Origin of the sequence: Salegentibacter flavus (assembly GCF_900115145.1) — a bacterium.
GTDB lineage: Bacteria > Bacteroidota > Bacteroidia > Flavobacteriales > Flavobacteriaceae > Salegentibacter > Salegentibacter flavus.
This window is the reverse complement of record NZ_FOVL01000009.1, coordinates 17,648-41,650: the sequence shown is the minus strand read 5'-3', so window position 1 is coordinate 41,650 and position 24,003 is coordinate 17,648. Positions and strand designations below refer to the sequence as shown.

At 38.9% G+C, this 24,003-nt stretch carries 19 protein-coding genes; 10 read left to right on the top strand and 9 right to left on the bottom strand.

Going from position 1 to position 24,003, the window contains the following annotated elements; translation table 11 throughout:
- Window positions 1–26 precede the first annotated feature (26 nt).
- Complete coding sequence (gene glmM / locus BM266_RS08615; RefSeq protein ID WP_093408397.1) at window positions 27–1,412, top strand: phosphoglucosamine mutase; 1,386 nt, start codon at window positions 27–29, stop codon at window positions 1,410–1,412.
- Here the strand turns inward: glmM and BM266_RS08610 are convergent.
- On the bottom strand, window positions 1,409–2,314 hold the full coding sequence (locus BM266_RS08610; protein WP_093408395.1) for a lysophospholipid acyltransferase family protein: 906 nt from the start codon (window positions 2,312–2,314) through the stop codon (window positions 1,409–1,411). The genes glmM and BM266_RS08610 overlap by 4 nt on opposite strands.
- 53 nt (window positions 2,315–2,367) lie before the next feature.
- Between BM266_RS08610 and BM266_RS08605 the strand changes: the two genes are divergently transcribed.
- Window positions 2,368–3,015 (top strand): rhomboid family intramembrane serine protease, encoded by a 648-nt coding sequence (locus BM266_RS08605; protein ID WP_093408392.1) that lies wholly within the window; start codon window positions 2,368–2,370, stop codon window positions 3,013–3,015.
- A 133-nt stretch (window positions 3,016–3,148) separates the two neighbouring features.
- A complete protein-coding gene (locus tag BM266_RS08600) occupies window positions 3,149–3,832 on the top strand; it encodes an SIMPL domain-containing protein (RefSeq protein ID WP_093408390.1) in 684 nt (227 codons plus the stop codon).
- A 218-nt stretch (window positions 3,833–4,050) separates the two neighbouring features.
- Here BM266_RS08600 and BM266_RS08595 read toward each other — a convergent pair whose 3' ends face one another.
- Complete coding sequence (locus tag BM266_RS08595) at window positions 4,051–5,175, bottom strand: TlpA disulfide reductase family protein (RefSeq protein ID WP_093408567.1); 1,125 nt, start codon at window positions 5,173–5,175, stop codon at window positions 4,051–4,053.
- Window positions 5,176–5,312: 137 nt separating this feature from the next.
- Between BM266_RS08595 and BM266_RS08590 the strand changes: the two genes are divergently transcribed.
- Complete coding sequence (locus BM266_RS08590; protein ID WP_093408388.1) at window positions 5,313–7,682, top strand: GAF domain-containing protein; 2,370 nt, start codon at window positions 5,313–5,315, stop codon at window positions 7,680–7,682.
- Here the strand turns inward: BM266_RS08590 and BM266_RS08585 are convergent.
- The gene (locus tag BM266_RS08585) at window positions 7,674–8,858 is read right to left on the bottom strand and encodes a Pycsar system effector family protein (protein ID WP_093408564.1); all 1,185 of its coding nucleotides are present in this window, start codon (window positions 8,856–8,858) and stop codon (window positions 7,674–7,676) included. The genes BM266_RS08590 and BM266_RS08585 overlap by 9 nt on opposite strands.
- Before the next feature lie 50 nt (window positions 8,859–8,908).
- Between BM266_RS08585 and BM266_RS08580 the strand changes: the two genes are divergently transcribed.
- Complete coding sequence (locus BM266_RS08580; RefSeq protein WP_093408386.1) at window positions 8,909–12,628, top strand: metallophosphoesterase; 3,720 nt, start codon at window positions 8,909–8,911, stop codon at window positions 12,626–12,628.
- A 124-nt stretch (window positions 12,629–12,752) separates the two neighbouring features.
- Here the strand turns inward: BM266_RS08580 and BM266_RS08575 are convergent, their stop codons facing one another.
- From BM266_RS08575 to BM266_RS08555, 5 genes are all read right to left on the bottom strand, one after another.
- Window positions 12,753–13,610 (bottom strand): hypothetical protein, encoded by an 858-nt coding sequence (locus tag BM266_RS08575; protein ID WP_093408383.1) that lies wholly within the window; start codon window positions 13,608–13,610, stop codon window positions 12,753–12,755.
- A gap of 1 nt (window position 13,611) precedes the next feature.
- Complete coding sequence (locus BM266_RS08570; RefSeq protein WP_093408381.1) at window positions 13,612–14,502, bottom strand: mechanosensitive ion channel family protein; 891 nt, start codon at window positions 14,500–14,502, stop codon at window positions 13,612–13,614.
- A 12-nt stretch (window positions 14,503–14,514) separates the two neighbouring features.
- A complete protein-coding gene (locus BM266_RS08565) occupies window positions 14,515–15,018 on the bottom strand; it encodes a Dps family protein (RefSeq protein WP_093408378.1) in 504 nt (167 codons plus the stop codon).
- Between the two features lie 96 nt (window positions 15,019–15,114).
- Complete coding sequence (locus BM266_RS08560; RefSeq protein WP_093408376.1) at window positions 15,115–15,438, bottom strand: phosphoribosylpyrophosphate synthetase; 324 nt, start codon at window positions 15,436–15,438, stop codon at window positions 15,115–15,117.
- Window positions 15,439–15,719: 281 nt separating this feature from the next.
- Window positions 15,720–16,184 (bottom strand): thiol-disulfide oxidoreductase DCC family protein, encoded by a 465-nt coding sequence (locus BM266_RS08555; protein WP_093408373.1) that lies wholly within the window; start codon window positions 16,182–16,184, stop codon window positions 15,720–15,722.
- A gap of 134 nt (window positions 16,185–16,318) precedes the next feature.
- Between BM266_RS08555 and BM266_RS08550 the strand changes: the two genes are divergently transcribed.
- Window positions 16,319–17,326, top strand: a complete 1,008-nt coding sequence (locus BM266_RS08550; protein ID WP_093408371.1) for a LacI family DNA-binding transcriptional regulator — start codon at window positions 16,319–16,321, stop codon at window positions 17,324–17,326.
- Between the two features lie 363 nt (window positions 17,327–17,689).
- Complete coding sequence (gene rfbB / locus BM266_RS08545) at window positions 17,690–18,745, top strand: dTDP-glucose 4,6-dehydratase (RefSeq protein WP_093408368.1); 1,056 nt, start codon at window positions 17,690–17,692, stop codon at window positions 18,743–18,745.
- Here the strand turns inward: rfbB and BM266_RS08540 are convergent.
- Window positions 18,742–19,731, bottom strand: a complete 990-nt coding sequence (locus BM266_RS08540) for a glycosyltransferase family 10 domain-containing protein (protein ID WP_093408366.1) — start codon at window positions 19,729–19,731, stop codon at window positions 18,742–18,744. The genes rfbB and BM266_RS08540 overlap by 4 nt on opposite strands.
- A gap of 95 nt (window positions 19,732–19,826) precedes the next feature.
- On the opposite strand from BM266_RS08540, the gene BM266_RS08535 reads away from it, so the two are divergent.
- From BM266_RS08535 to BM266_RS08525, 3 genes are read left to right on the top strand one after another with little or no spacing between them, the layout of a single operon-like run.
- Complete coding sequence (locus tag BM266_RS08535; protein ID WP_093408362.1) at window positions 19,827–21,281, top strand: lipopolysaccharide biosynthesis protein; 1,455 nt, start codon at window positions 19,827–19,829, stop codon at window positions 21,279–21,281.
- 7 nt (window positions 21,282–21,288) lie between these two features.
- Window positions 21,289–22,158, top strand: coding sequence for a glucose-1-phosphate thymidylyltransferase RfbA (gene rfbA / locus BM266_RS08530; RefSeq protein ID WP_093408360.1), 870 nt, complete (start codon window positions 21,289–21,291; stop codon window positions 22,156–22,158).
- An 11-nt stretch (window positions 22,159–22,169) separates the two neighbouring features.
- Window positions 22,170–23,726, top strand: coding sequence for a hypothetical protein (locus BM266_RS08525; protein ID WP_093408357.1), 1,557 nt, complete (start codon window positions 22,170–22,172; stop codon window positions 23,724–23,726).
- Window positions 23,727–24,003: the final 277 nt, after the last annotated feature.

Here is a 24,003-nt window from a genome sequence, read left to right as displayed (position 1 = left end):
TTCGTTTTACAAATCAATATAAATTTATGAGCTTAATAAAATCTATTTCCGGAATTCGGGGTACAATTGGCGGGAAAACCGGGGAAAACCTTACCCCATTGGATACCGTGAAATTTGCCGCAGCTTACGGTACCTGGTTAAAAAACTCCTTAGATAAAGAAAATCTGAAAGTCGTGGTTGGAAGAGACGCCCGTATTTCAGGGAAAATGATTCAGGAATTAACGATGAACACCCTTACAGGCCTTGGAATTGATGTAATAGACCTTGGTCTGTCCACAACACCTACTGTAGAGATCGCTGTTCCTTTGGAAAAGGCAGACGGTGGTATAATCTTAACCGCCAGCCATAATCCCAAGGAGTGGAACGCGCTTAAATTGCTGAATTCTAAAGGAGAGTTTCTGGATGGAGAAGAGGGAGCGAAAATCCTTAGCATTGCAGAGGCTGAAGATTTTAATTTTACAGAGGTTGATGAGCTTGGTGAAATCATCTTTAAGGAGAATTATATGGATGTTCATATAAATGAGGTCCTCAAACTAAATCTCGTGGAAGTCGATAAAATTAAAAAGGCAGGTTTTAAAGTAGTGGTAGACGGAGTGAATTCTACGGGGGGAATCGTCATCCCGGCTTTACTAAAAAAACTCGGCGTGGAAGTCGTGGAATTGTACTGTGAACCTAATGGCCATTTTCCGCATAATCCCGAACCTTTAAAGGAGCATCTTCAGGATATTTCTGACCTTGTGGTTAAAGAAAAGGCTGATATGGGATTAGTCGTAGATCCGGATGTTGACAGGCTGGCAATAATAGACGAAAATGGCCAGATGTTTGGCGAAGAATATACCCTTGTTGCCTGTGCCGATTATGTGCTTTCCAAAACTCCGGGCGACACGGTGAGCAACCTTTCATCTTCCCGTGCTCTTAGTGATGTTACTAAAAAACACAATGGAAAATACCTGGCCAGCGCTGTAGGTGAAGTAAATGTTGTTAAGTTAATGAAAGACAGCAATGCAATAATTGGTGGAGAAGGAAATGGCGGGATTATTTATCCCGAATCCCACTACGGAAGGGATAGCCTCGTTGGGGTTGCATTATTTTTAAGTCTTCTGGCTGAAAGAAAGCAGAAGGTATCAGAATTAAGAAAAGAATATCCTGCTTATTTTATGAGTAAAAATAAGATCCAATTAACCCCCGATCTTGATGTAGATGGAATCCTGAAAGCAGTGGAGCAACGACATCGGGACGAACAGGTGTCTACTGTAGATGGTGTGAAAATCGATTTTCCCGAAAACTGGGTTCACCTTAGGAAATCTAATACTGAACCGATTATCAGGATATATACCGAGGCAAAATCTCAACAGGAAGCCGATGATCTTGCCAGGAAGATGATAGCAGAGATCAAATCGATTATCGCCTAGTCTATTACAATAGAATCTTCAGAAATGGGCCTGTTGCGGTGTTTCCAGCGTTTATGGGTCCATAGATAATATTGGGGATCGTTGTTGATTTGCCGTTCCAGTAGTTTGATATATTTTTTAGTAATGGCAAATTCTGGTTCCTGCCGTGGATTATCAGAAATATTGATTAAAGTAGCGGCATAATGGCCTCGTTTTACTTTCTCAACATTTAAATATACCACCACCATATCCAGTTTTCGGGCCAGGATCTCAGAACCTATAAAAACGGGAGCCTTAATTCCCATAAAATCAATCCAATGGGTCTTTTTGAAACGTTTTGGAGATTGATCGGCGATCATGGCATAGATACCACGTTCGCCGGCTTTCTCTAAAGCGGTAATTTGTGAAGTTGCCTGAACGGTGGGAATCAATACTCCATTGAACTTACCCCGAATGTCTCTTGCCATTTTATCGAAATACGGGTTTTTCACCTTTTTGTATATCCCAAATGCTTTATAGTCTATGCCGTGGAGTTGCAGGGCGATTAGCCATTCATAGCTGGCGTAATGCCCACACATGGCCACAATGCTTTTATCTAATTTTTTTATTCTTTCAAATTCTTCCGGATTGGTAAAAACAAACCTTTTCTTAAGTTCTTCATTCGAAATAGAAATACTTTTAATCATCTCCAGGAACATATCACACATGTGCCGGTAAAATTTTCTGGTAATTTTATTCTTTTCCTCCCCTGATTTTTCAGGAAATACGAGGTCGAGGTTCTCCTTTACAGTCTTTCTCCGGTATCCAATTATGTAATATACCAATACAAATACCATATCAGAAACCAGGTAAAACAACCGGAAAGGAAGTATAGAAATAAACCAGAGAAGGGGATAGGTTAACCAGAAAACCAGGCGATACATAAGACAACTTTCAGCAAATATATGGTATATTTGACATTAAATTAAATCCAATTATGGGGGAAATAAACCTTGTCACTATTATCATTATTGCCGCTAATATTCTTATCTCTTTTAAAGGTTTTAATGATGATTCATTCTTTCAAAAATTCAAATTTAATATAGCCGATCTAAAAAGAGGTTCGAAATTTCAGATCTTTACCTCCGGTTTCCTGCATGTTGATACTACGCATTTGTTCGTGAATATGCTTACGCTCTATTTTTTTGCCAATGTGGTGATTTTTGGAATCGGTTCTGTTGGGTTTTTGATTGTTTACCTGGTGAGTTTAATATTAGGTAATTTACTTTCCTATTTCTTTCATAAAGACGAACCGCATTACACTGCTGTTGGCGCTAGTGGAGCTGTGATGGGAGTGCTCTACTCGGCAATTCTTCTTCGGCCAGATATGATGCTTGGATTATTTTTTATAATTCCTGTTCCGGCTTATATCTTCGGAATAGGTTATCTTTTATATACCATTTACGGAATGAAAAAAAGGCTGGGTAATATAGGTCACGATGCTCATTTTGGGGGAGCCGTGGGAGGATATGTTTTAACTCTGGCCTTGGCGCCCTGGGTTTTTGAGAATCATTTGCTGATGGTGATCCTTTTGGCAGTCCCTATTGTAATCTTATTTGTGCTGCAAAAAATGGGAAAACTGTAATTTGGTACTTTTCTTGTTCCTGAAGGAATAAATCATAATCTTATATAATTATGAAATGAGCCTAACGGAAATGAATTTAAAACCCCGATCTATGCGAATTACATTAGACTAATAAAAAACAAAAAAATTACTTATGAAAAAACTACTTCTGCTTACTGCAATATTGTTAAGTGTGGGCGCTTTCGCCCAGGAAGACAAAATGAATCAGGGAATTTTTGTTTCCGGGGAGGGGATCGTAAAAGTGGTTCCGGACCAGGTTGTCATAAAATCCCAGATTGAACATGAAGGTGTAAATGCGAATACGGTTAAAAAAGAAAACGATCAAACCGCAGATGCTATCCTGAAGTATTTAAAATCCCAGGATATTCCTGAAAAAAATATCCAAACCGATTATGTTAACCTGAACAAAAGATATAATTATAACGATAAATCCTATACTTATGTAGCGAGACAGGCAATTTCTATCACCCTGGAAGATCTTGATAAATACGAGGAAATAATCAGCGGATTACTTGAAAACGGCTTAAACGGAATTAGCGGAATTCAGTTCAAATCTTCTGAAGTTGAGATACATAAAACCGAAGCCCGGAAAAGAGCCGTTCTGGCTGCTAAAAGAAAAGCCGAGGAATTTGCAGGTCCCCTGAATCAGGAGGTTGGAAAAGCGATTACGATCAGTGAGTCTTCCGGGAATAATTTTCAGCCCGTATACCGAATGGCCGATATGAAAATGAGTGAAGAATCGGGATCACAGGAAACTCTTTCTCCCGGGGAGATGGAAATTAGGGTGACAGTGAATGTTGGCTTTCAATTGCATTAAAGAAATAAATCCAAAGGCTGTTTGAAAAGTAGTTAAAACGTCATTCTGTCCCGAAGACTTTCTGGATTAATTCAGAATCTCATCCAGCTAATCAATTTCGGTAAGACACTGGATCAAGTTCAAGGTGCCTTCTTATACTCTTTTGAGTGACACTAATATAGATGCAAAAGCAAAAAAAGCGCCCTGAGGCGCTTTTTTAATGTGATAAATTATCAGGTTTATTCTTCCTCTCCTAAAAGTTCGGCGATCTTGTTATCAAGATTCTGGCCTCTCAGGTCACGCGCTACAATTATACCATCTTCATCCAGGATAAAGGCAGCAGGTATAGAACGGATCCCGTATTGCTGAGCCACCGGTTCATTCCAGAATTCCAGATTAGAAACCTGGTACCAGGGCAGTTTGTCGTCTTCAATTGCCTGAAGCCATTTATCTCTCTGATTTGGACGATCCAGGGAAACACCTATAATTTCAAGACCTTTATCATGATATTTTTCATAGATCTTAACTATGTTAGGGTTTTCTACTCTACAGGGTTTACACCAGGCAGCCCAGAAATCGATTAGAGTAACTTTTCCGCGGATATCTTCCAGAGAAAGCTCTTCGCCTTCAGGATTTGGAGCTGTAAAATTAGGAGCTTTGCTTCCTATGGCCACGGCGCTTTCTCTTTCAAGTTTTTGTTCCAAAGATTTTGCAATGGAGTTTTGTTTTACGCTTTCATCCAGGCCTTCATATAATTCTTTGATCTCATTAACAGGAAAAGATTTCATATTCATCATATCCAAAAGAATCATTACCGAAACAAACGAATCGGGGTTTTCTTTCACCATTTTCTTTTTGAATACCTTGTCGTTATCCATCAATTCGGCTTCGGCTTCCTGGAGAATTCTTAGTTGAGTAGAATCTCTCTGCTGAAAAGCCTGTTGCATTTCCTGGCGTCCTTCCCCTACTTTTTTATTGGTTTCCTTAAGATGATCGAGGTAAGATACCAAAGTCTGGTTTTCTTTTCCACCCTTTATTTGCGAAGTTCTTAAGCTGTCTTTATAAATTTCGAAGCTGATAGGTTGGTTTTCAGAAATATAAATCACATTTCCGTCGAGACCTTCAATTTCCAGAAAACTTAAATTAGAATTTTCAACTTCGGCAAGGTCGAGTTCGAATTTTCCATCTTTAATCTGTGTAGAATCAATTCTTTCGGGACGGGAATTTGGATTCTGGATCTCAGAAATATAGACCATTTTTCCATCTTCAATACCTTCTGCGGTACCTTTAATAGAATAACCTTGATCATCCTGGCAGGATATCGTTATTAAGGCCAGGCCGGCTATTGCTAATAATTTTCTCATAATATCATTTTTAATTTCAGCAAAAATAAACAACTGCCACTAGAAGAGACTTTCATTTTTATAAAATATTGTTAATTTGAAGAATCGACAGTTTACTACTTTACATTAAATGTAATTTTACGCTATATATTTAGGTAATGAAAGAACAAATAGGAGATTTTCCTTTACAAATCAAGATAAGCTTTCAAAAAGTAATCGAAGTTTACAAACAGCAACTGGAAAATGGTATTGGAGGCATTTCCCGTGAATATATCGAAAAGATCCTTGAGTATATAGAGTCGTTTCCCCAGTTAACCGAAGGTATTGAAGACCCGGCTGAGCTTATTGAATTAAGAGAGCCTATAAAGATCCTTCTGGATGATATCTTCCCGAACATTTTAAGCAGTAACGAGATCAAAACTGCATCTGTACCCTACCACAATATATTTTTTAACCGATCGAAAAGATTGAAAGGGATAATGCAGAATGCCGGGGAAGATTTTACCCTGGAGATGCGCAATATGGATGAGAATATGTATTACATCCAGGCCTGTATTCATATTTTAAATGACTACTATGGCTATGATATAGATTTCTCCCGACCATTATACTACGATATTCCCGATAAAAACGGAATAGTGCATCACTACCGTATTGCTACAAACGGTGATTTTGTGAATTTAGAACCCACCGATAAAGCAAAGAAAATAAGTGAGGAGGACGTAGATAGATTAATTCAGAATTTTGAAAATGTTTCAGTATGGAAGGAAATTTTTCCGCCTCAAAGCTGGATCTTCTCAGGGTTCGTTATTTTAAACCTTACCGATGTAACTATGGATGAGGCTATTTCTGAATTAAAGACAACCTTACTTTTTGAAAAGGCCTCACAAAAAGATGAATTGCTGAAACTTCAGAAGATCTTCAGGTCTATTTATAAGATTCCCGACCTAAGAGTTGGTTTTACGGTTTACAATTCCCAGGATAGTGTATTTGAAAAGATGGAGGGCAAGGATGCCTACAGTTTTATTCTTAGGGAAAAGCAGGAAAGTGATTGTAAATCCGGTTTATGTGAAGAAGGTTTCAGGAAACTATTTGAAGAACGTAGCCTCTTTAGTATTCCTAATGTCAAAGCATATGCTCAGAAGAATAACAATAATATGCTTTCTCAACAGTTGCTTTCCAATGATGTGAAAAGCTGCATTCTGGCTCCTGTCATTAAGAATAATAAGCTATTGGGGATTCTGGAACTTGTTTCTACCCGAAAAAATGAACTCAATAGTATTAACACTATAAAGCTGGATGAAATCCTTCCTTACATTTCGACGGCTGTAGATCGAAACCGCACCGAATTTGAGAATAGAATAAAAGCGGTTATCCAGAGTGAATGTACTTCTATTCATCCAAGCGTACTTTGGGTTTTTGAAAAAGAAGCCAAGAAATTCATCAGGGATTTTGATGAAGACGGGCTGGCCTCATTTAAGGATATTGTATTTAAGGACATATTTCCCCTTTATGGTCAGATAGATGTTGTAGGTTCCTCAGAGGCCAGAAACCAAGCTATACAGAAAGATTTGCTAAATCAGTTAAAAATAATTGTAAAGATTATAGACAAAGCCTACGAGAAAGAAAAACTTCCTATCTATGAGCAGGTGAAATTCAGAATTGCCGATTTCAGAAAGGAATTAAAGGAAAGCCTGAATGCATCAAGTGAACAGAAGGTGTTCAATCTATTAAAAAAAGAGGTGAATCCTATAATGTCTCATCTCAAAAAGCAGTCGCCGGATTTAAAGGAGATGGTCACTGCTTATCAAAAAGAGCTAAATCCCGAAACCGGAATTATTTACAATCACCGGAAGAATTATGATGAAACCGTGCAGCAAATCAATCGCACCATGTCTCGTTATATAGACCGGAAGCAGGTACAGGCCCAGGAGATCTATCCGCATTATTTTGAGCGCTATAAAACCGATGGGGTAGATCACAATATTTACATTGGAGCTTCCATGGCGCAGAACAAACCTTTTAATAAGGTCTATTTATACAATCTTAGATTGTGGCAGTTAAGCACGATGATCGAGATGGAAAATCGTTTTTATCAGTTGCAGGAAGACACCCCAATTAAACTGGAGGCAGCATCCCTTATCCTGGTGTTTAATTCCACCTTATCGATAAGATACAGGATGGATGAGAAGAAATTTGATGTAGATGGCACTTATAATGCACGGTATGAGATCATAAAAAAACGTATTGATAAGGCTTTTATTAAAAATACCGAAGAACGAATTACCCAAAAAGGTAAGATCGCTATAATCTATTCTCAACGCGGTGATGAGCGTGAATATCTTCGCTATATAAAATACCTCCAGGCTAAGAAATATTTAGGCGAGGAGGTAGAAATTCTTGAGCTGGAAGATGTTCAGGGTGTGGTTGGACTAAAGGCCATAAGGGTTAATATACTTTATACGCCAGACGAAGCAGACCCCGAAAAAACCATTACCTACGAGGATCTTATGCAAGAATTAAATTAAATAAAAGGCGGTAACAAAGCTTAGTACCGAAAGGATAATTCCAATCATAAAGACTAAATAGGTTAGCCTTAACAACATATACTTTCTGTGTAAAACCTTTCCCAGCGAATGTAAATCCAGCATTAAAGATTCATATACATAATCTTTGTCTTTAATGAGCTCCTGCATACCCCAACGAAACTGTTCGAAAGGCATTTTATGGAAATTCCCGAAGAAGAGTAAATTCACTTTTCTATTCTTAACCTGCTCTTTTGTGAATTCACCGCTGGTGACATTGGGTCTTGTAGACAATATTGAAAGAATAATAGAGGCCACACTAAACAGCATTAAAATAAGGCTGGGTATAAGAAGGTGTTTATGCATTTCGGCGTCCAGTTTGGGCAATAAGTTGGCAAATGCCAGGGAAATAATTATAGCATTTACCGAAAGAAGGATGTTTGCCTTGGTATCGGCTATATCGCTTAATTTTATATGGTTTCGCAAAGTGACCCTGAAAAGCGTTTGGATACTACGCTCGGGATTATCATTTTTAAACTTTGCTTTCAGGCGGGCCTTAGCCTCTTCTTTTTTAAACTTTTTTTCCTGTTTTTTCTGCGATTCTATCAGGTCAAGAAGGTTCTTTTCTTTGCCTTGCTGCCAATTGGTTAGGGCATAAGTGGTATAGAACTGATGTTTTTCGGTAAGCATTTTTATATTTTCCTGAACCCATTCCGATGCGGTGAAATTTTTTATATTCTGCAATTCTAATTCCTGCCTGAGCAATTCACTGGTTTCCTCAAAATAATCTTTAGCAAAGTGGGAGGAATCGGCATCTCTAATAATCTTTTCAGGAAGGGTTTTCGGTTCAGTATCAAAGCAGGTAGCTTTTATATATTGTCGAACTTTTTCGATGAGCTCAGGGGTGGCATTTTGCGCTTTTAAAAAGGAAGTTGCAATGGCTACACTCTCTTTTTCGTGCCCCTTAAAAGCACGGGTGTAACCGGTGTCATGAAGCCATGCAGCCAGTAATAGCGCCTCTTTGTCTTTAACATTAATTTCAGAATTATCAATTAATTCTTTAGTACTTTTAACCACTCGCTGCGTATGCCTGTAGTTATGATATAGAAAGGTATTGGGTAATTTTTCCTTAAAAAGATTCAGCACAAATTTATCGGCTTTCTCAATTAGTTGATCCATGTGCACTTTTTTTTGTCCAAGCCAAATTACAAAAAAGATCAAACTCATATATGAAAAAATATATCTTCTTGCCTTTTCTTGCCCTTCTGGTTATAATAACCTCATGTGCTACAGTAAAAACGAAAATCCATGAAGATGAGCCTAAAGAGAACTTTGGCTATCCTGCAGATAAAGAAATCGAAAAATCTTTTTACTTAATTGGTGATGGCGGTTATTCGCCGGAAGGTGGTTCTTCTGAAGGCCTTATCGCTTTTAAAAATTTTCTGGATTCGGTAAAAAAACCGGAAAATTACACCTTTTTCCTTGGTGATAATATCTATCCGGACGGTATGCCGCCGGAAGGCGACCCTGAAAGGGAAAAGGCGGAGTATATGCTTGATGCCCAGCTTGACGCTATTGAAGAATATGATGGCAATGTGCTTGTGATCCCAGGTAACCATGATTGGTATAATAAAGGTATTCCCGGCCTTGATCGCCAGGAGGAGTATTTAAAAGAAAAGTTTGAAAACAATCTCATCTGGTCTCCTGATACAGGTTGCGGTCTGGACATAATAGAGGTGTCAGACGATATACAACTTATAGTCATCGATTCCCAGTGGTACCTTGAAGATTGGGACAGGCACCCTAAGATCAACAACGATTGCGGGCAGATCAAAACCCGCGAAGCTATGTTGCTGGAGGTAGAAACAGAGTTAAAAAAGAGTCAGAACAAAACTGTGTTAATTACCCTGCACCACCCGGTGCTGTCTAACGGGATTCACGGGGGGCAATACAATTTCAATCGTCATATTTATCCTACTCAGAAGAAACTGCCAATTCCCATACTGGGTTCCCTGGCGATGTTGATCAGGACCACAGGAGGAGTTTCAATTCAGGACCTTCAGAATGAAAGATATAAGTCGCTGGCCCGAAGACTGGAGACTATAGCCCACAGAAGAGAGCGGGTGATTTTTGTCGCAGGGCACGAACATTCTCTTCAATATATAGACAATGGTAATATTAAACAGATCGTTTCGGGGTCGGGATCTAAAGGAACTTTTGCGAGCCTTAGCAATGACGGACGTTTTGCCTATGGGGGACAGGGTTTTGCAGTTTTGGATGTGTTTAAGGATGGATCTTCCTGGGTAAGTTTCTACGGAAATGAAAAGAATAAAGCCAAATTACTTTTTCAGAAGGAAATATTTTCTGCACCACAGGAGTATGACTTGAGCCAGTTCTCCACAGAATTTCCTGAAACGATTACAACTTCGGTGTATTCAAAAGAAGAAACCGAGAAAAACGATTTTCATCGAACAGTATGGGGTAAGCGCTATCGTGAACTCTATGGAAAAGAGATCGAAGTAAAGGTAGCCGATCTAGATACGCTATATGGGGGGCTCGAACCACTTATAAAGTCGGGAGGACACCAAACGGTATCGGTGCGGTTGAAAGATACGCTAAACCGGGAGTATAATATGCGAAGGATTAGAAAGGAATCTGTCCAGTATTTGCAGAAAGTGGCCTTTAAAACAACTCCTATTCAGGATGATCTGGAAAATACCGTTGCAGAGAGACTGATGACCGATTTTTATACTGCTGCCCACCCTTATGCGTTTCTGGCTGTGCCGGGACTGGCTTCTGCCGTGGATGTGCACCATACCAACCCTGAATTGTTTTATATGCCAAAGCAACCAATCCTGGGAAAATATAATGAAGAACACGGCGATGATATTTATATGATTGTTGAACGCCCGGAAGAAAATTGGTTGGGTAAAGAAAGTTTCGGGAGTCCGAACCATGATATCGTGAGTACTGCAGATATGTTCGATAGGCTGAGAAGGGATGAGAAATATATTCTCGATGAGCCAAGATATGTGAGATCCCGCATTTTCGATATGCTTATCGGGGACTGGGATCGCCACCAGGACCAATGGCGCTGGGCCGAAATCGAGGACCAGGAAGGAAACCGCACTTTTGAAGCTATTCCGAGAGATCGGGACCAGGTGTTTTCTAATTTTGATGGTGCTTTCTTCGGAACGCTTAGAGCTCTTGCAGGTTTTGCAAACCAGTTTGCTGTGTATGATGAAGATATTAAAGATGTGGAATGGTTTAATATCGCGGCTGTTGGCCTTGACCGATCTCTGCTTCAGAATGTGGGACGCGATACCTGGTTGAAAGAGGCTAAGTTTATTCAGGAGAATATGACCGACGAAGTCATTGAAGAAGCTTTTGAGAAACTTCCGCCGGAAAGCAGAGAGGAAACTCTGGAAGACCTTATCGCAAAGTTAAAGGGCAGAAGAGATAATATTGTAAGTATTTCGATGCGATATTATGACCATCTGGCGAGTCTTGCCATTGTAACGGGTACAGATAAAGACGATTTTATAGATGTTATCCGAATGCCTGAAGGAAAGACCCGGGTGACGGTGACCCGAAATAAAGGTGGGGAACGTGCCGAAATCCTCAGCGATAAAATTTATTCCAGGGAAGAAACTAAAGATATCTGGATCTATGGACTCGACGATGAGGATAAAATTCGGGTAGAAGGAAAAGGGGATGAGAAGATCTATCTAAGAATAATTGGTGGCCTGGGCAACGATATCTATACCATTAAAAACGGCAGCAAATTAAAGCTGTATGATCATAAATCCCTGCCTAATACGATAACGGAGGCTGGAGATGCCAGGTTCCGTTTCCGGGATCACTATGATATAAATACTTATGATAAGGATAAAAAGAATTTTAAAGGTGGAGCATTTTTACCGGGGCTGGGGTATAACCCCGATGATGGTTTTAAAATAGGGATTGAAAGCGTTTATACTGTTAATGACTTTAAAAGGAATCCCTTCACTTCAAAACATACTTATGGCGGGGGTTATTATTTTGCTACCAATGGTTTTGACCTGTATTATGAAGGGGAATTTGCTAATATTATCGGAAGGTATAATTTACAGGTGGGAGCGAGTTATAACAGTCCGAATTTTGCCAGTAACCTCTTTGGCTACGGAAACGAAACCGAAAATTTTGATGACGAACTGGGAATGGATTATAACCGTGTGAAGATAAGTCGATATGCTGCCAAGGCGGGATTTGTAAGAAAAACCCCTTTTGGGAGCTACTTTAGTTACATGGCAAATTTTGAAATTAATAAAGTAGAAGATACCGAAGGGCGGTTTATTCACGAAGACTTTAATACTACCGACGAAGATTTCTTTAAAAGGAAGTATTTTGCCGGGCTGGATGCTTTATATCGTTATGAAAGCTACGATAATTCACTTAACCCAACCCGGGGGATGAAGTTTGAACTCAATCTGGGTGGAAAGCTCAATACTTCGGATACCGATCAACATTATGGTTATTTTAAACCCTACTGGAGCTTTTTTAATGCCCTTAGCCGAAACCGGAAACTGGTCCTTAAATCCAAGGTTATGGCGCATTTAAATATGGGTGATGGTTATGAATTCTATCAGGCGGCACGCCTGGGAGGCGAAAGCGGTCTCAGAGGTTACAGGTTGCACAGGTTTATAGGGAAAAGCGCCTTCGCTACGGGAGGAGATCTGCGCTATAGTTTTGATGAATTCAAGACCGGATTTTTGCCACTTCAGTTAGGAGTCTTTGGGGGTTATGATCTCGGTAGAGTTTGGAATGATTTTGAAGAAAGTAACAAATGGCATGACTCTTACGGTGGTGGTTTCTGGGTTACCAGCGCGCGCGCCGTAAATGGGACTTTTAGTTTCTTTAAGGGATCGGAAGGTTGGAGATTTGCCTTTGGCCTTGGTTTTGAATTCTAACAAATCTTCCTGGTAAAATTTATAATGAGCCTAAATTGCCTGCTCTTTGAGGAATATTAGGCTAAATTTTTTGTCCAGTAGGAAGGCGCTCTTGGTTTAAATCACTATCGACAGGTTTAAGTTTTTAATTTAAACTAAATTCATAAAGATTTCGGCCAAAGGCGCCTGTTTGTTCATCGGCAACGTAAATGGTAGAATCATCTTTGAAAATAATGCTCTCTTTTTGGGAATTATGACCAAATTCCAGATGTGTTGTTTTTCCTGTAGTAAAATTATCATCCTTGAAATCCGATATTATATGTACAGACTTGTTGGTAAGTAAAGCAAGACGTTTTCGATCTGGACTAACAGCTGCCCCGGTAATCCAGCAGGATTTCTTTTTGCAACTCTGGAATTCCCCTATTAATTCTGCAGTGGATTCTCCCGGTTGATCAGTTAGGCGATAAATCTTTGAAACCCCATTGCTTTTACTACTTCGGTTTTTTGTGAAGAGGTAGAGGTTTCCGTTTAAATGTACGAAGGCTTCAATATCAAAGTTCCTGTTCTTTCTTTTAGGAGGATATTCAGTTTGGTCCTCCAGGGCAAAAATTATTTTTGTTGCGGTAGTTTTTCCAGAAGTATTTCCTTCAGGATTCTTTACTTTATAGATTACCAGATCTTCCCGCTTATTGCGGTTATTACCAAAATCTCCGATATACAGATTGCCGGAAGTGTCCCGGGCCAGGTCTTCCCAATCTTTATTTTCGGCATTGGTGATCGCTATAGTTTTCAAGGTTGAATTTCCCGGTTGGAGTCCGTATAGAATATTTTTGTTGCCGGAATCATTGATCATCCAGATAAGGTCAGACTTCGGGAATTTTTCCATCCCACTCACCTCTTTCAACGTAGCCGGTAAGTGTTGGATTTTTTTCAACTGCCCATAGTCTTCGCAACTCCACAGCAGGAATATCGCCAGGAAAGCTAATATTTTGAAGTGATTCATATTATTGGTCGCTTTCAGGCTTATTTAGCGATAGATTGTTGGAGAAATCGATGGTTCTAATTGGGAATGGAATAGTTATATGGTTAGCATCAAAAGCTTTTTTGATCGCTATGATCGCTATATTTTTTGCTCTTAAAATATCCCGGTTATTGGTTACATCTGTCCAGAACCTAATGACAAAGTTAATGGAACTATCTCCGAATTCGGTATACATGAATTCGACTTCTTCATTTGGATTCGGCGGGAAAATTTTCTCAATGGTTTCCAGCGTTAATTGACGTGCAAACTCGAGGTTGGAGCTGTAAGCGATTCCGCAGTCGAGAATAACCCGCGACCTCGGGGTACTGGTAAAGTTTTTGAATGGCTCCTCTACAATTTTAGAGTTAGGGATAATCACATAATTGTTATCGCTCTGTTTGATCTTGATATTCCGAAGATTAATATCTATAACCTGCCCGGCATAGGAATTGGTTTCGATCCAGTCGCCTATTTGTATTTCGGGAAGAAAACTTAAAATAACTCCCGAGAAAGTATTATTTAAAGTGCCTTGCAGGGCAAGACCTATAGCCAGACCAACCACTCCGGCACTGGCAAGAACCGTAGTTAGAACCTTATCCAGGTTCAGTAATCCCAGGGCGACGAAGAAGCCAATAAGGACCACGACAAGCTTCAGGACCTTTATGATCATCCTGCGGATGGAAACTTGTTTAATCCTGATTCTTAAAAGCCGGTCTAAAACCCGACTTAGATAGCGTGCCAGAATCAGAAATAATACAAAAACAAGAATGGCCAGCACAAAATTCGGTAAATTCAGAATTATTGCGTCCAGCCATTCCTGAAGCTTGACCCCTATTTTTTTCAGGGAATCATAAAAATTATAATCATCGAACATTAAGAGGGGAGATTACTTGCCTTTTTTCACCGGGGCGTGGCCATCGGTAGTTTTCATTTTCCAGGCGTCAAGCATCCAGCTAGTTTTCTCCAGTTCTCTAATATAAGCTCCAATAAGATCTATGGTACCTTCATCGCCGGCCTTATCGGCTATTTCAACCACACTTCGCATCTGCTTAAGCAGAACTCCGTGATCTTTAAGAAGCGCTTCAATCATTTCGTAATCGGTAAGATCGGCCTTTGCTTCTTTAAGGTTAGAAGCTTTCAGGTATTCGCTTAGATTACTTGTTGGCTGATGGCGAAGGGTTAAGATCCTTTCGGCTATTTCATCTACTTTTAGCTTTGCATCATCATACAACTCTTCGAATTTTTCGTGAAGGTCAAAGAAATTCTTTCCTATAACATTCCAGTGAAAATTCCGAAGTTTCTGGTAATAAAGATGATAATCGGCAAGGAGAACATTAAGCTCTTTTACTGTGCTCTCGGTTTTCTTTTTATCTAATCCTAAGTAACTCATAGTTTTTGTTTATTGATTTTTAAATTATGATACTAAAATACAATAGTTTAGTGAGCTTGCCAAGCCGAATTATTGCTTTAATAGAAGTTTAACGAGTTATTCATCGATGGGGCGATGGTCCTTGAGGTCCAGCTTTTTCATCATTTCATCGGAAACCTGTCCGCTGGAGATGCCATACCCATCTACAAGAACCCCTTTCCGCCCATTGGTAGTGGTAATAGCATAAAGAATAGCGTTGTCATCAGGGTTGCTCATGCCTTCGAAACGAAGCACCTTATCCACGTCAAATTCTTCAACGCTATAGCTTTCGTTTGTAGACTTGATCTCAATTTGCTCATCCAGCAGATTGAAATCGTGTTCATAGCCTTCTTCCAATTTAAGTTTATTAATTGCCTGAGATAGTGTTCCGTAATCCTTCATTTTAATTATTTTGACTTAATTAGAGGTTTAAATTACGGCGGAAGCCCAATATTTGCAAACTACTCCGGGGGTTTAGGATAAGTTTAACTCGCAAAAAAAAACACTTCCGTAGGAAAGAAAAATTCAAAAGTCTCTTCCTTCTTCCTGATCCCCATCTTTCTTTTTTTTGCGGAAGAAGCTAAGGGGAAAAACAAGGAAAATAAACAGGTACCACCCGGTGAGGATCCCGATTATTGTGATAAGGGCTGCAAGAATATAAAACCAATAGGTACGCAGAAAATTCATAATAATGCCAAAATTACAAAAACAGCGAGAAGGTAAAAAAGCCAGTAGGATTTGAGGTTTGCAGGATCTTTGCCGAAAAGTGCTTTTGTAATCTTAAAGTAAAAATCTCTGTTTTTCGCGATATGGTTATAAGCTAAATCACTGAATCTCTCAAACCAGGGATATTTCCGATACCAGTGATGCCATTTTTCATTACCCGTATAGTAAATGCTCCTGTATGCAGAGTCGGGGCCGCTATAAACACTACCATCGGGTTCTATGAGTCGGCTGGCCTTTTTGAATTCCTTGAGAGGAATATCCGGAAAATCACAGGCCTTCTCCTGATAAGTGACGAACCTGATTTTACCTTTCGTTTTTAGTTGCCAGCGGGTCTTCCAGTATTTACAAAAGCCGCAGGTGCCATCCCAAACCATTGTAGGTTCCCTGGGGGGATATTCGGTTTTATTTATTTTAACAAACATTTTATTTAGAGTAATTTTCTAAGCTCGTTTAAAGTTATTAAATCTTTAATTAATTGATGAAACAAACCGGGGTAAAGAATATTTTCCAGCAAATATTCATACTTTTACGAATTATTTAATTTTTCAGAGGAATTATGAAGAATAAGATCACCCTTAAAGAATTAGCAAAACTGCTTAATGTATCCATTTCAACCGTTTCAAAAGCTTTAAATGACAGCCCTGAGATAAGTACCAAAACCGCTGAGCGGGTAAAGGAACTTGCAAAGCTGCATAATTACAGGCCTAATCCCGTGGCTGTGAATTTAAAAAGCAGTAAGAGCGGAACTATTGGGGTTATCATTCCAAATATCTCAAATTCCTTTTTTGCCCGGGTACTTTCCGGAATCGAAGCTGAAGCCCAGCGTGCAGGCTTGCAGGTGATTACTTATATTTCAAATGAAAAGCTGGAGCGGGAGAAGCAAATCTGTGATATGTTAACCACCGGTTATGTGGACGGGGTTTTGATCGCCGTAGCTGAAGAGACCCAGCGAAAAAAAGAATTCGATCATTTATACCAGCTGGTGGATTATGGAATCCCGGTGGTCCTGTACGATAGAATAAATTTTGACATTCCCGCGGACCGAATAGGAATAGATGATGTAGGCACTTTTGCTGATGTCACCAGGCGCTTGCTGGCCAAAGGCATTAAGAAAATAGGGATCGCGACTACCATCCATCATATGGGGGTGGGAAAACTGAGGATTGACGGTTATAAGCAAGCTTTACCTGAAAACAGGACATTTTATATCGCCAACTCAGCCCGGCCGGAAGTTTTAAAAGAAAAAACAGAAAAGATGCTTGTGGTAGATAAGGTGGAAGCCGTGATCTGTACCGATTATGTAAGTACTATGCGGGTCTACCGAACGGCTTATGAGCATGAGATAAATATCCCGAAAGACCTGAAAGTAATAGGTTTTATAGGGAAGGAATTCGCCAACTTTTTAACTCCGAGTATCAGCTATATCGATCAGTTTCCTGAAGAGATGGGGGCAGGCGCCATGCAGTTACTCGAGGCCCGCCTGAATAATTACAATAAAGATAAATCCAACTCTGAAAGGATTCTCAAAACCAGCCTGGTAGATCTGGAGTCGACGCGGTTTTAAGTTTCGGTTTGTAACCTTGCAAGGTTTTCAATAAAAAAACATAATATCTTATTGACTTAACAGACATTATAGCTATGGTTTAGGCTTATTTTCTCCATATCTACTTCGATGTTTCTTCGAAGAAGTTACGAGTTAGCTATGACTCTTATATGGATTTGGTAAGGGGTATCCATAGGCTATGTATGGAGTATCTACGATATACAAGACAGTTTGCCCCCTCCTGAAATAGCTATATCATCAAAGCCAGGAGGCCTAATATTACTTTTTAGAAGTAGGTATATCTAACTTTTGTAAGTAATTTTACTTTTAAGTTCTGGTTCAAAATATTTTGATCCCTTTATTTTGGGGCACTAAATAATTCCAATGGAAAAAAAGAAAATTCTTATTACGGGTGGAGCCGGGTTTATCGGCTCTCATGTGGTTCGGTTATTTTTAAATAAATATCCTGACTACCAGATCTTCAATCTGGATGCTTTAACCTATGCCGGAAATCTGGAGAATTTAAGGGATGTTGAAAAGAAAGAGAATTATAGCTTTATAAAAGCTGATATCCGGGATAAAGAGGAAATGCAGCAATTGTTCCAAAAGTATAATTTCGATGCTGTGATTCATTTGGCAGCAGAATCGCATGTGGATCGTTCTATTTCAGATCCGCAGAGCTTTGTAGATACCAATATTACCGGGACTATTAACCTAATGGAAGCAGCCCTGGAATGCTGGAAGGGAAATTTCGAAGACAAACTTTTTTATCATATTAGTACCGATGAGGTATATGGTTCCTTGGGAAAATCTGGTTTATTTACTGAGACCAGTCCGTATGCACCGAATTCTCCATATTCTGCATCGAAAGCGGCTTCAGATCATTTTGTGAGGGCTTATGGGGAAACTTATGGTTTGCCTTATGTTATATCCAACTGCTCGAATAATTACGGTCCCAACCAGTTTCCTGAAAAGCTCATTCCTTTGTTTATCAATAATATTATTAAGAAAAGATCGCTGCCGTTATACGGGGATGGGAAATATACCAGGGACTGGTTATATGTGATAGATCACGCCCAGGCTATAGATCTGGTTTTTCACGAAGGAAGGAATAAAGCCACTTACAATATCGGTGGTTTTAATGAATGGCAGAATATAGACCTCATCAATCTTCTATGCGGAATCATGGACAAAAAACTGGGTTGGGAAATAGGGGAATCTAAAACCCTAATTAGTTTCGTAAAAGATCGGCCGGGGCATGATAAACGTTATGCTATTGATGCTTCCAGGATAAAAAACGAATTGGGCTGGGAGCCTTCAGTGAATTTTGAAGAAGGTCTGGAAAAAACAGTGGATTGGTATCTGGAAAACTCCGCATGGATGGAAGGCGTTATTTCCGGCAATTATCAGGAGTATTATAAAAGGCAATATATTGATTAAAGTTTAAACCTGCCTTTCAGTTTTTCCCAATCGCCTTTTTTGTTTACACGACTTTTTAGCTCCTGTTCATAATTTTTACAAGCGCCGTACAAAGGTCTTTTTATCCTTTGTTCTTCATTCTGGCCGAAAATATTTCCGAAGAATTCAATTAATTTCTGCAGTTGTAAATGTTTAGGTACCCGGTTTTTCCGAAAAGCCGGTTCGTTCAGGATTTTGAGATAAAGTTCCTGATTATTATCGATCTCTTTTATATAAGCAACAACTTCTTCAAAATCCCTGAAATCATGGCAATTGATGAAGGCATCGGGATTGAAATCTTTTGCCACCTCCGGGTCGCCCCAATAGATTGGGATAGTACCGGTGATAAAAGCGTGCATGATCTTTTCAGTAACATAGCCTGGGGTGGAAGTATTTTCAAAAGCAATACTGAACTTACAGGAGCTCTGAAAGGCAAGTTTGGTATACATCCAGTCTTCAGCAAAACGTTCCCCTATATCAAAGTTCATATTGTTTAGGTGTTTGCCGGGAGAGGAGATATTTTTGTATTTGTTCAGTGCATGAAAAAAATCATCCCGGGCTGGGTGGGCCTGAGCGTTGGCGTAAATAAAATTACAGAAATGTTTCTTTTGGTTAAGATCTTCTGAAGTAAAAGTTTTGGACCTTACTAACTTTTCAAACTGATCCCGAAGAAAAGCATAATTAGGGAAACGCAGGTATCTGTCATGAAACTCCAGGTGATGAAAGCCTATGGCATAATCACACAGGTTGAAATCTGGTACCAGGTTTTCGCCGGTATAGAAAATCCGTGCGCAGTTAAAATTTAAAAAATCCTTTCCGTGGCAGCTGTAAATAAGGAAATCGGGGTTTTCAGGATTAACTTCCAGCAGAAATTCCGGCTGCAGGAGCTCTGTTAAATAATTTTTATAAGGATCAAATCCTTTATAGAAATCGGTGAACCAGATCTTGATTTTTTGCGTGTGTTTCATAATTGCGAAATTAAAACTAAGTAATTTTTTTTAGCCGGGTTGAGCTGAAAGGGATTATTCTAAAAAGATTAACTTAGCCTCGCTAAACCAGTTTAATGTCGTTAAGGAAACAGGCTGTATTCGGACTGATGTGGACCTTTGCCCAGCAATTTGGGAACCAGCTCATTGGTTTTGTGGTCTCATTGGTGCTGGCTCGTATTCTTCTTCCCGAAGAATTTGGTTTAATAGCTATGATAGCGGTTTTTGTAGCACTGGGGAACGGACTCTTGGATAGTGGTTTGAGCAAATCTTTGATAAGAGACCGCGAAGCAGATGATGCCGACTACTCCACAGTATTCTTTTTTAACCTGTTCGCCGGGTTTTTGATATACCTACTGGTTTTCATCTCTGCTCCCCTCATCGCGAAATTTTATGAATATCCTATCCTGACCAATATTGTTAGAGTTTACTGTCTAAGTTTCCTTTTTACAGCGGCAACTTCTGTACAACTTGCCAAACTTACCAAAGAGATGAAGTTTAGAACCCAAACTCTTGTGGCTTTACCGGCGGCGGTAATTGCGGGGATAGTAGGTATTGTTTTGGCCGTTCAGGATTTTGGAGTATGGAGCCTGGTGTATAGTAGTTTAGTGAATGCATTGGTGGGTTTTATTTTGATATGGAAATATTCAGGCTGGTATCCATCTCTTAACTTTGATACCATAAAATTTAAAAAGCATTGGGATTACGGATATAAACTTGGTCTTGCCGACTTGCTGAACAGGTTCTTCAATAATATATTTTTGGTGGTAATCGGGAAATATTTTTCAGCAGCGCAATTAGGGTTTTATACCCGTGCGGAAACTATGAAACAGTTACCGGTATCCAATCTGGACCGCGCCCTTAATAAAGTGAGTTTTCCAGTGTTTGTCGAGATCAAAGATGATCCTGAGAGGCTTAAGAAGGCTTTCAGGAAACTTTTAAAAATGGTCATCTTCGTTGTTAGTCCGGTTTTACTGATCATGGCTGCTATGGCTGAACCGCTGTTCCGGTTTCTTTTTACCGAAAAGTGGCTTCCCTCGGCTCCTTATTTCCAGGTGCTTTGTTTAAGTGGTTTACTATTTCCTTTACATTCCTATAACCTGGGGATTTTAAACGTTTACGGAAGAAGCGATCTTTTTTTAAAACTGGAAGTCTACAAGAAATTTCTGATTGTTCTGGCGGTTTTACTGGCAATACCATTTGGGATATATGGGCTGCTTTGGGGACAGGTGGCACTTTCCCTGGTAGCTTTTTTTATTAACGCGAAATATACCCAGAAGTATATTTTTTATTCGCCTATACGCCAATTACTGGATATAGTTCCAATTCTCACGGCTGCGTTCATCAGTGCTTTGCTGGTATGGGGAATAGATTATAATTTCCTGGAGATTTACCCGGATATAATCCGTCTTTTAAGTGGGGGGATTATTGGAGCCAGCTTTTATTTGTTAATTTCGAAAATAGGCAGGTTTGAACAATTACCACAGCTCTACGAATTAATAAGCGACAGACTTAAAGGAGCTACCAATTGATAAAATTATGAAAGGAATTATACTGGCCGGAGGTACCGGCAGCAGATTATACCCTATTACAAAAAGTGTTTCCAAGCAGTTACTGGCGATATATGATAAACCGATGATCTATTATCCGCTCTCAGTATTGATGATAGCTGGAATTCGGGATATTCTTATTATTACAACGCCCGGGGATCAGCAACAATTCAAAAAACTACTGGGAACGGGAAAGGATTTAGGGTTAAACCTTGAATATGCAGTTCAGGAAGAACCCCGCGGACTTGCCGATGCTTTTATTATTGGTGAAAAATTTCTTGACGGTCAACCGGCCTGTCTTGTACTGGGAGATAATATTTTCTATGGGCAGGGTTTCCGGTTCTTACTTCAAAATGCCATTGAAGCCTGTGAAAAAGAGGGAAGGGCCACGGTCTTCGGGTATTATGTAAAAGACCCTCAACGCTATGGAGTGGTAGATTTTGATAAGAATGAGAAGGTGTTAAGCATTGAGGAAAAGCCGGAAAAACCAAAAAGTAATTTTGCCGTTACCGGACTCTATTTTTACCCCAATGAAGTCGTGGAAATTGCTAAAGCCTGTAAACCCAGCAAAAGAGGAGAATTGGAGATAACTTCCGTTAACCAGGAGTTTTTGAAAAGAGATAAACTGAATGTAGAGCTTATGGGCCGTGGGTATGCCTGGCTGGATACCGGGACAAATGATTCTATGTTAGAAGCCTCGAATTTTATTCAGACAATAGAAAAGCGACAAGGCCTTAAAATTGCTTGCTTAGAGGAAATAGCCTATCGCAAAAAGTATATCAGTAAAGATGAGTTAATAAAACTTGCCGGGGATATAGGAAAGGGCGATTATGCACAGTACTTAAGAAATATCTCTTAAAATTTTTCACCTTGAGTTTTAATAAAACAGTCAGTATTCTATTTTTTGCTTTTGGATTAATATATTTTTTCTCGAAAATATTCTTTGGTATAGATTTTACTGATTCCTTCTACCATCTCAATGTCGCCTTAGATTCCCCGTCAGAAAATTATCCCTCTACTTTTTTCCTCAGCTCCTATATCATTAAAGGAGCTAGCCTTTTTGCCGGTAAAAAAATAATAATTTATCGGGTTTTTAATGCGATATTAATCCTGCTTTCTATAGTTATACCCTTAATAAGTTTAAAGCGGAAACCAAATAAAAATGATTTAATTCTTATATCCATTATTTTAATCTTAATTAGTCCATTAAATGCAAATATTCTCGGCTATGATACTTTTTCCCTTTTCTTTTTAAGTCTTGTTTTTTCTTTATTGATACTTTACAGGAGAAAGCCAACTGGAAGAAAGCTGTTATTGTTAAGCCTCGCTTGTGTTTTAGCAATTTTTATTCGTCTTCCCAACCTGATCTTAATTCCGTTAATTTCTTTGAGCATTTATTTGGTTCATCATAAATCCGTGTCTTCGCTCAGGTTGAAGCACCCGATTTTGTTTGTTGCACTCTCAATTATATTTGTTATTAGCGGTTATTTATTGCAGTATCCTGGATTAGAGGGACTTTTTGATTGGAACAATGATTATCATAATCCAGTTGAACTGTTTAAAAATTATGGAATAGATGCTATATATGTAATAATATATCTTGGCGTACTTTTTTTATTCCTTCAATTTTATAAAAGAATTAAAAATAGAAATGATAATGTTTATATCATAGTACTAATCCTCGCTTTTTCGCTTTTTCTTTTCTTCGGAGTAGGTTATGAAAAGTTTTCAAGAACCTATATTTTATTCCTTATTGCCTTAACTATTTTGGTTGTTGGCAGGCAGATAGATTATAAAAAGGAGTTATTTGGGAAAACCAATTTTCATTTATCTGTTTATCTCTTATTTTTAAGTGTTTTAGCCTTTGGATCAAATACAGGTTTAATTAAGTCCGGTTTAATCATAGTTCTAATTCCGGCTGTTTTCTATATAAGAGTTATAAAGGATAGAATATTTTATACGATATTATTACTGCCTCTGATATTTTTTTCGATTAGTATAAACCTAAAAAACATATATGAAGATCTGCCGCTGTGGTATCTTGATAAGGAATTAGACGAAGAGTTGGCATGGGTAAGGACAAGCGAAATCAGGAAAGAATATCTCCAGGATTTAGAAGCTACTGTTGATAGTTTAAAGGATGAAGGTATAGAGGTGCATACCTGGGGAAACAAAAGTCATATTATTAATTACCTTTATCCCGGAAGTGCTTTAAGTGTTTTGGAATTCTTTCAACCGCTTGACACAGATAGGCCTGTTAGGGAACTGGAAAACAAATCTCCTAACTCACCTAAGGCTCTAATTTTAAGCGGTTATTATCCTGTGGCAAAGTCCTCTGATTCAATTTATTATATAGAAGAGGAGTTAATAGAAAATGGATTTACCAGATTAAATAATTCCAGGCTTAGAATTTACTGGAAGAAATAATTTTTGAAAATTATTCCCAGGGGGTGTTTCTTCATTGATTGCTATTTTAGGCAGCACTCTTTATTTTGCCACGAATACACAAATGTTTTTCTCTCCATCGGTGATATAGAGGATTTAAATCTTGTTATTTTGGAGTAAGCTAATTAAAATTTATTTCCTCATTGCGAAGTAAGTGGAGCCGCCTGTGGTAATCTCTTGAATGGATAGATTCGGTTTTTTAGGGTGGATTGATTAAGGTTACCACGATTACATAAATATTTTTTGATTACAATTGTCC

Excerpts from the sequence above, each read along its gene's own strand:
- glmM (WP_093408397.1), top strand. The coding sequence starts at position 27 with ATGAGCTTAATAAAATCTATTTCCGGAATTCGGGGTACAATTGGCGGG.
- BM266_RS08610 (WP_093408395.1), bottom strand. The coding sequence starts at position 2,314 with ATGTATCGCCTGGTTTTCTGGTTAACCTATCCCCTTCTCTGGTTTATT.
- BM266_RS08605 (WP_093408392.1), top strand. The coding sequence starts at position 2,368 with ATGGGGGAAATAAACCTTGTCACTATTATCATTATTGCCGCTAATATT.
- BM266_RS08600 (WP_093408390.1), top strand. The coding sequence starts at position 3,149 with ATGAAAAAACTACTTCTGCTTACTGCAATATTGTTAAGTGTGGGCGCT.
- BM266_RS08595 (WP_093408567.1), bottom strand. The coding sequence starts at position 5,175 with ATGAGAAAATTATTAGCAATAGCCGGCCTGGCCTTAATAACGATATCC.
- BM266_RS08590 (WP_093408388.1), top strand. The coding sequence starts at position 5,313 with ATGAAAGAACAAATAGGAGATTTTCCTTTACAAATCAAGATAAGCTTT.
- BM266_RS08585 (WP_093408564.1), bottom strand. The coding sequence starts at position 8,858 with ATGGATCAACTAATTGAGAAAGCCGATAAATTTGTGCTGAATCTTTTT.
- BM266_RS08580 (WP_093408386.1), top strand. The coding sequence starts at position 8,909 with ATGAAAAAATATATCTTCTTGCCTTTTCTTGCCCTTCTGGTTATAATA.
- BM266_RS08575 (WP_093408383.1), bottom strand. The coding sequence starts at position 13,610 with ATGAATCACTTCAAAATATTAGCTTTCCTGGCGATATTCCTGCTGTGG.
- BM266_RS08570 (WP_093408381.1), bottom strand. The coding sequence starts at position 14,502 with ATGTTCGATGATTATAATTTTTATGATTCCCTGAAAAAAATAGGGGTC.
- BM266_RS08565 (WP_093408378.1), bottom strand. The coding sequence starts at position 15,018 with ATGAGTTACTTAGGATTAGATAAAAAGAAAACCGAGAGCACAGTAAAA.
- BM266_RS08560 (WP_093408376.1), bottom strand. The coding sequence starts at position 15,438 with ATGAAGGATTACGGAACACTATCTCAGGCAATTAATAAACTTAAATTG.
- BM266_RS08555 (WP_093408373.1), bottom strand. The coding sequence starts at position 16,184 with ATGTTTGTTAAAATAAATAAAACCGAATATCCCCCCAGGGAACCTACA.
- BM266_RS08550 (WP_093408371.1), top strand. The coding sequence starts at position 16,319 with ATGAAGAATAAGATCACCCTTAAAGAATTAGCAAAACTGCTTAATGTA.
- rfbB (WP_093408368.1), top strand. The coding sequence starts at position 17,690 with ATGGAAAAAAAGAAAATTCTTATTACGGGTGGAGCCGGGTTTATCGGC.
- BM266_RS08540 (WP_093408366.1), bottom strand. The coding sequence starts at position 19,731 with ATGAAACACACGCAAAAAATCAAGATCTGGTTCACCGATTTCTATAAA.
- BM266_RS08535 (WP_093408362.1), top strand. The coding sequence starts at position 19,827 with ATGTCGTTAAGGAAACAGGCTGTATTCGGACTGATGTGGACCTTTGCC.
- rfbA (WP_093408360.1), top strand. The coding sequence starts at position 21,289 with ATGAAAGGAATTATACTGGCCGGAGGTACCGGCAGCAGATTATACCCT.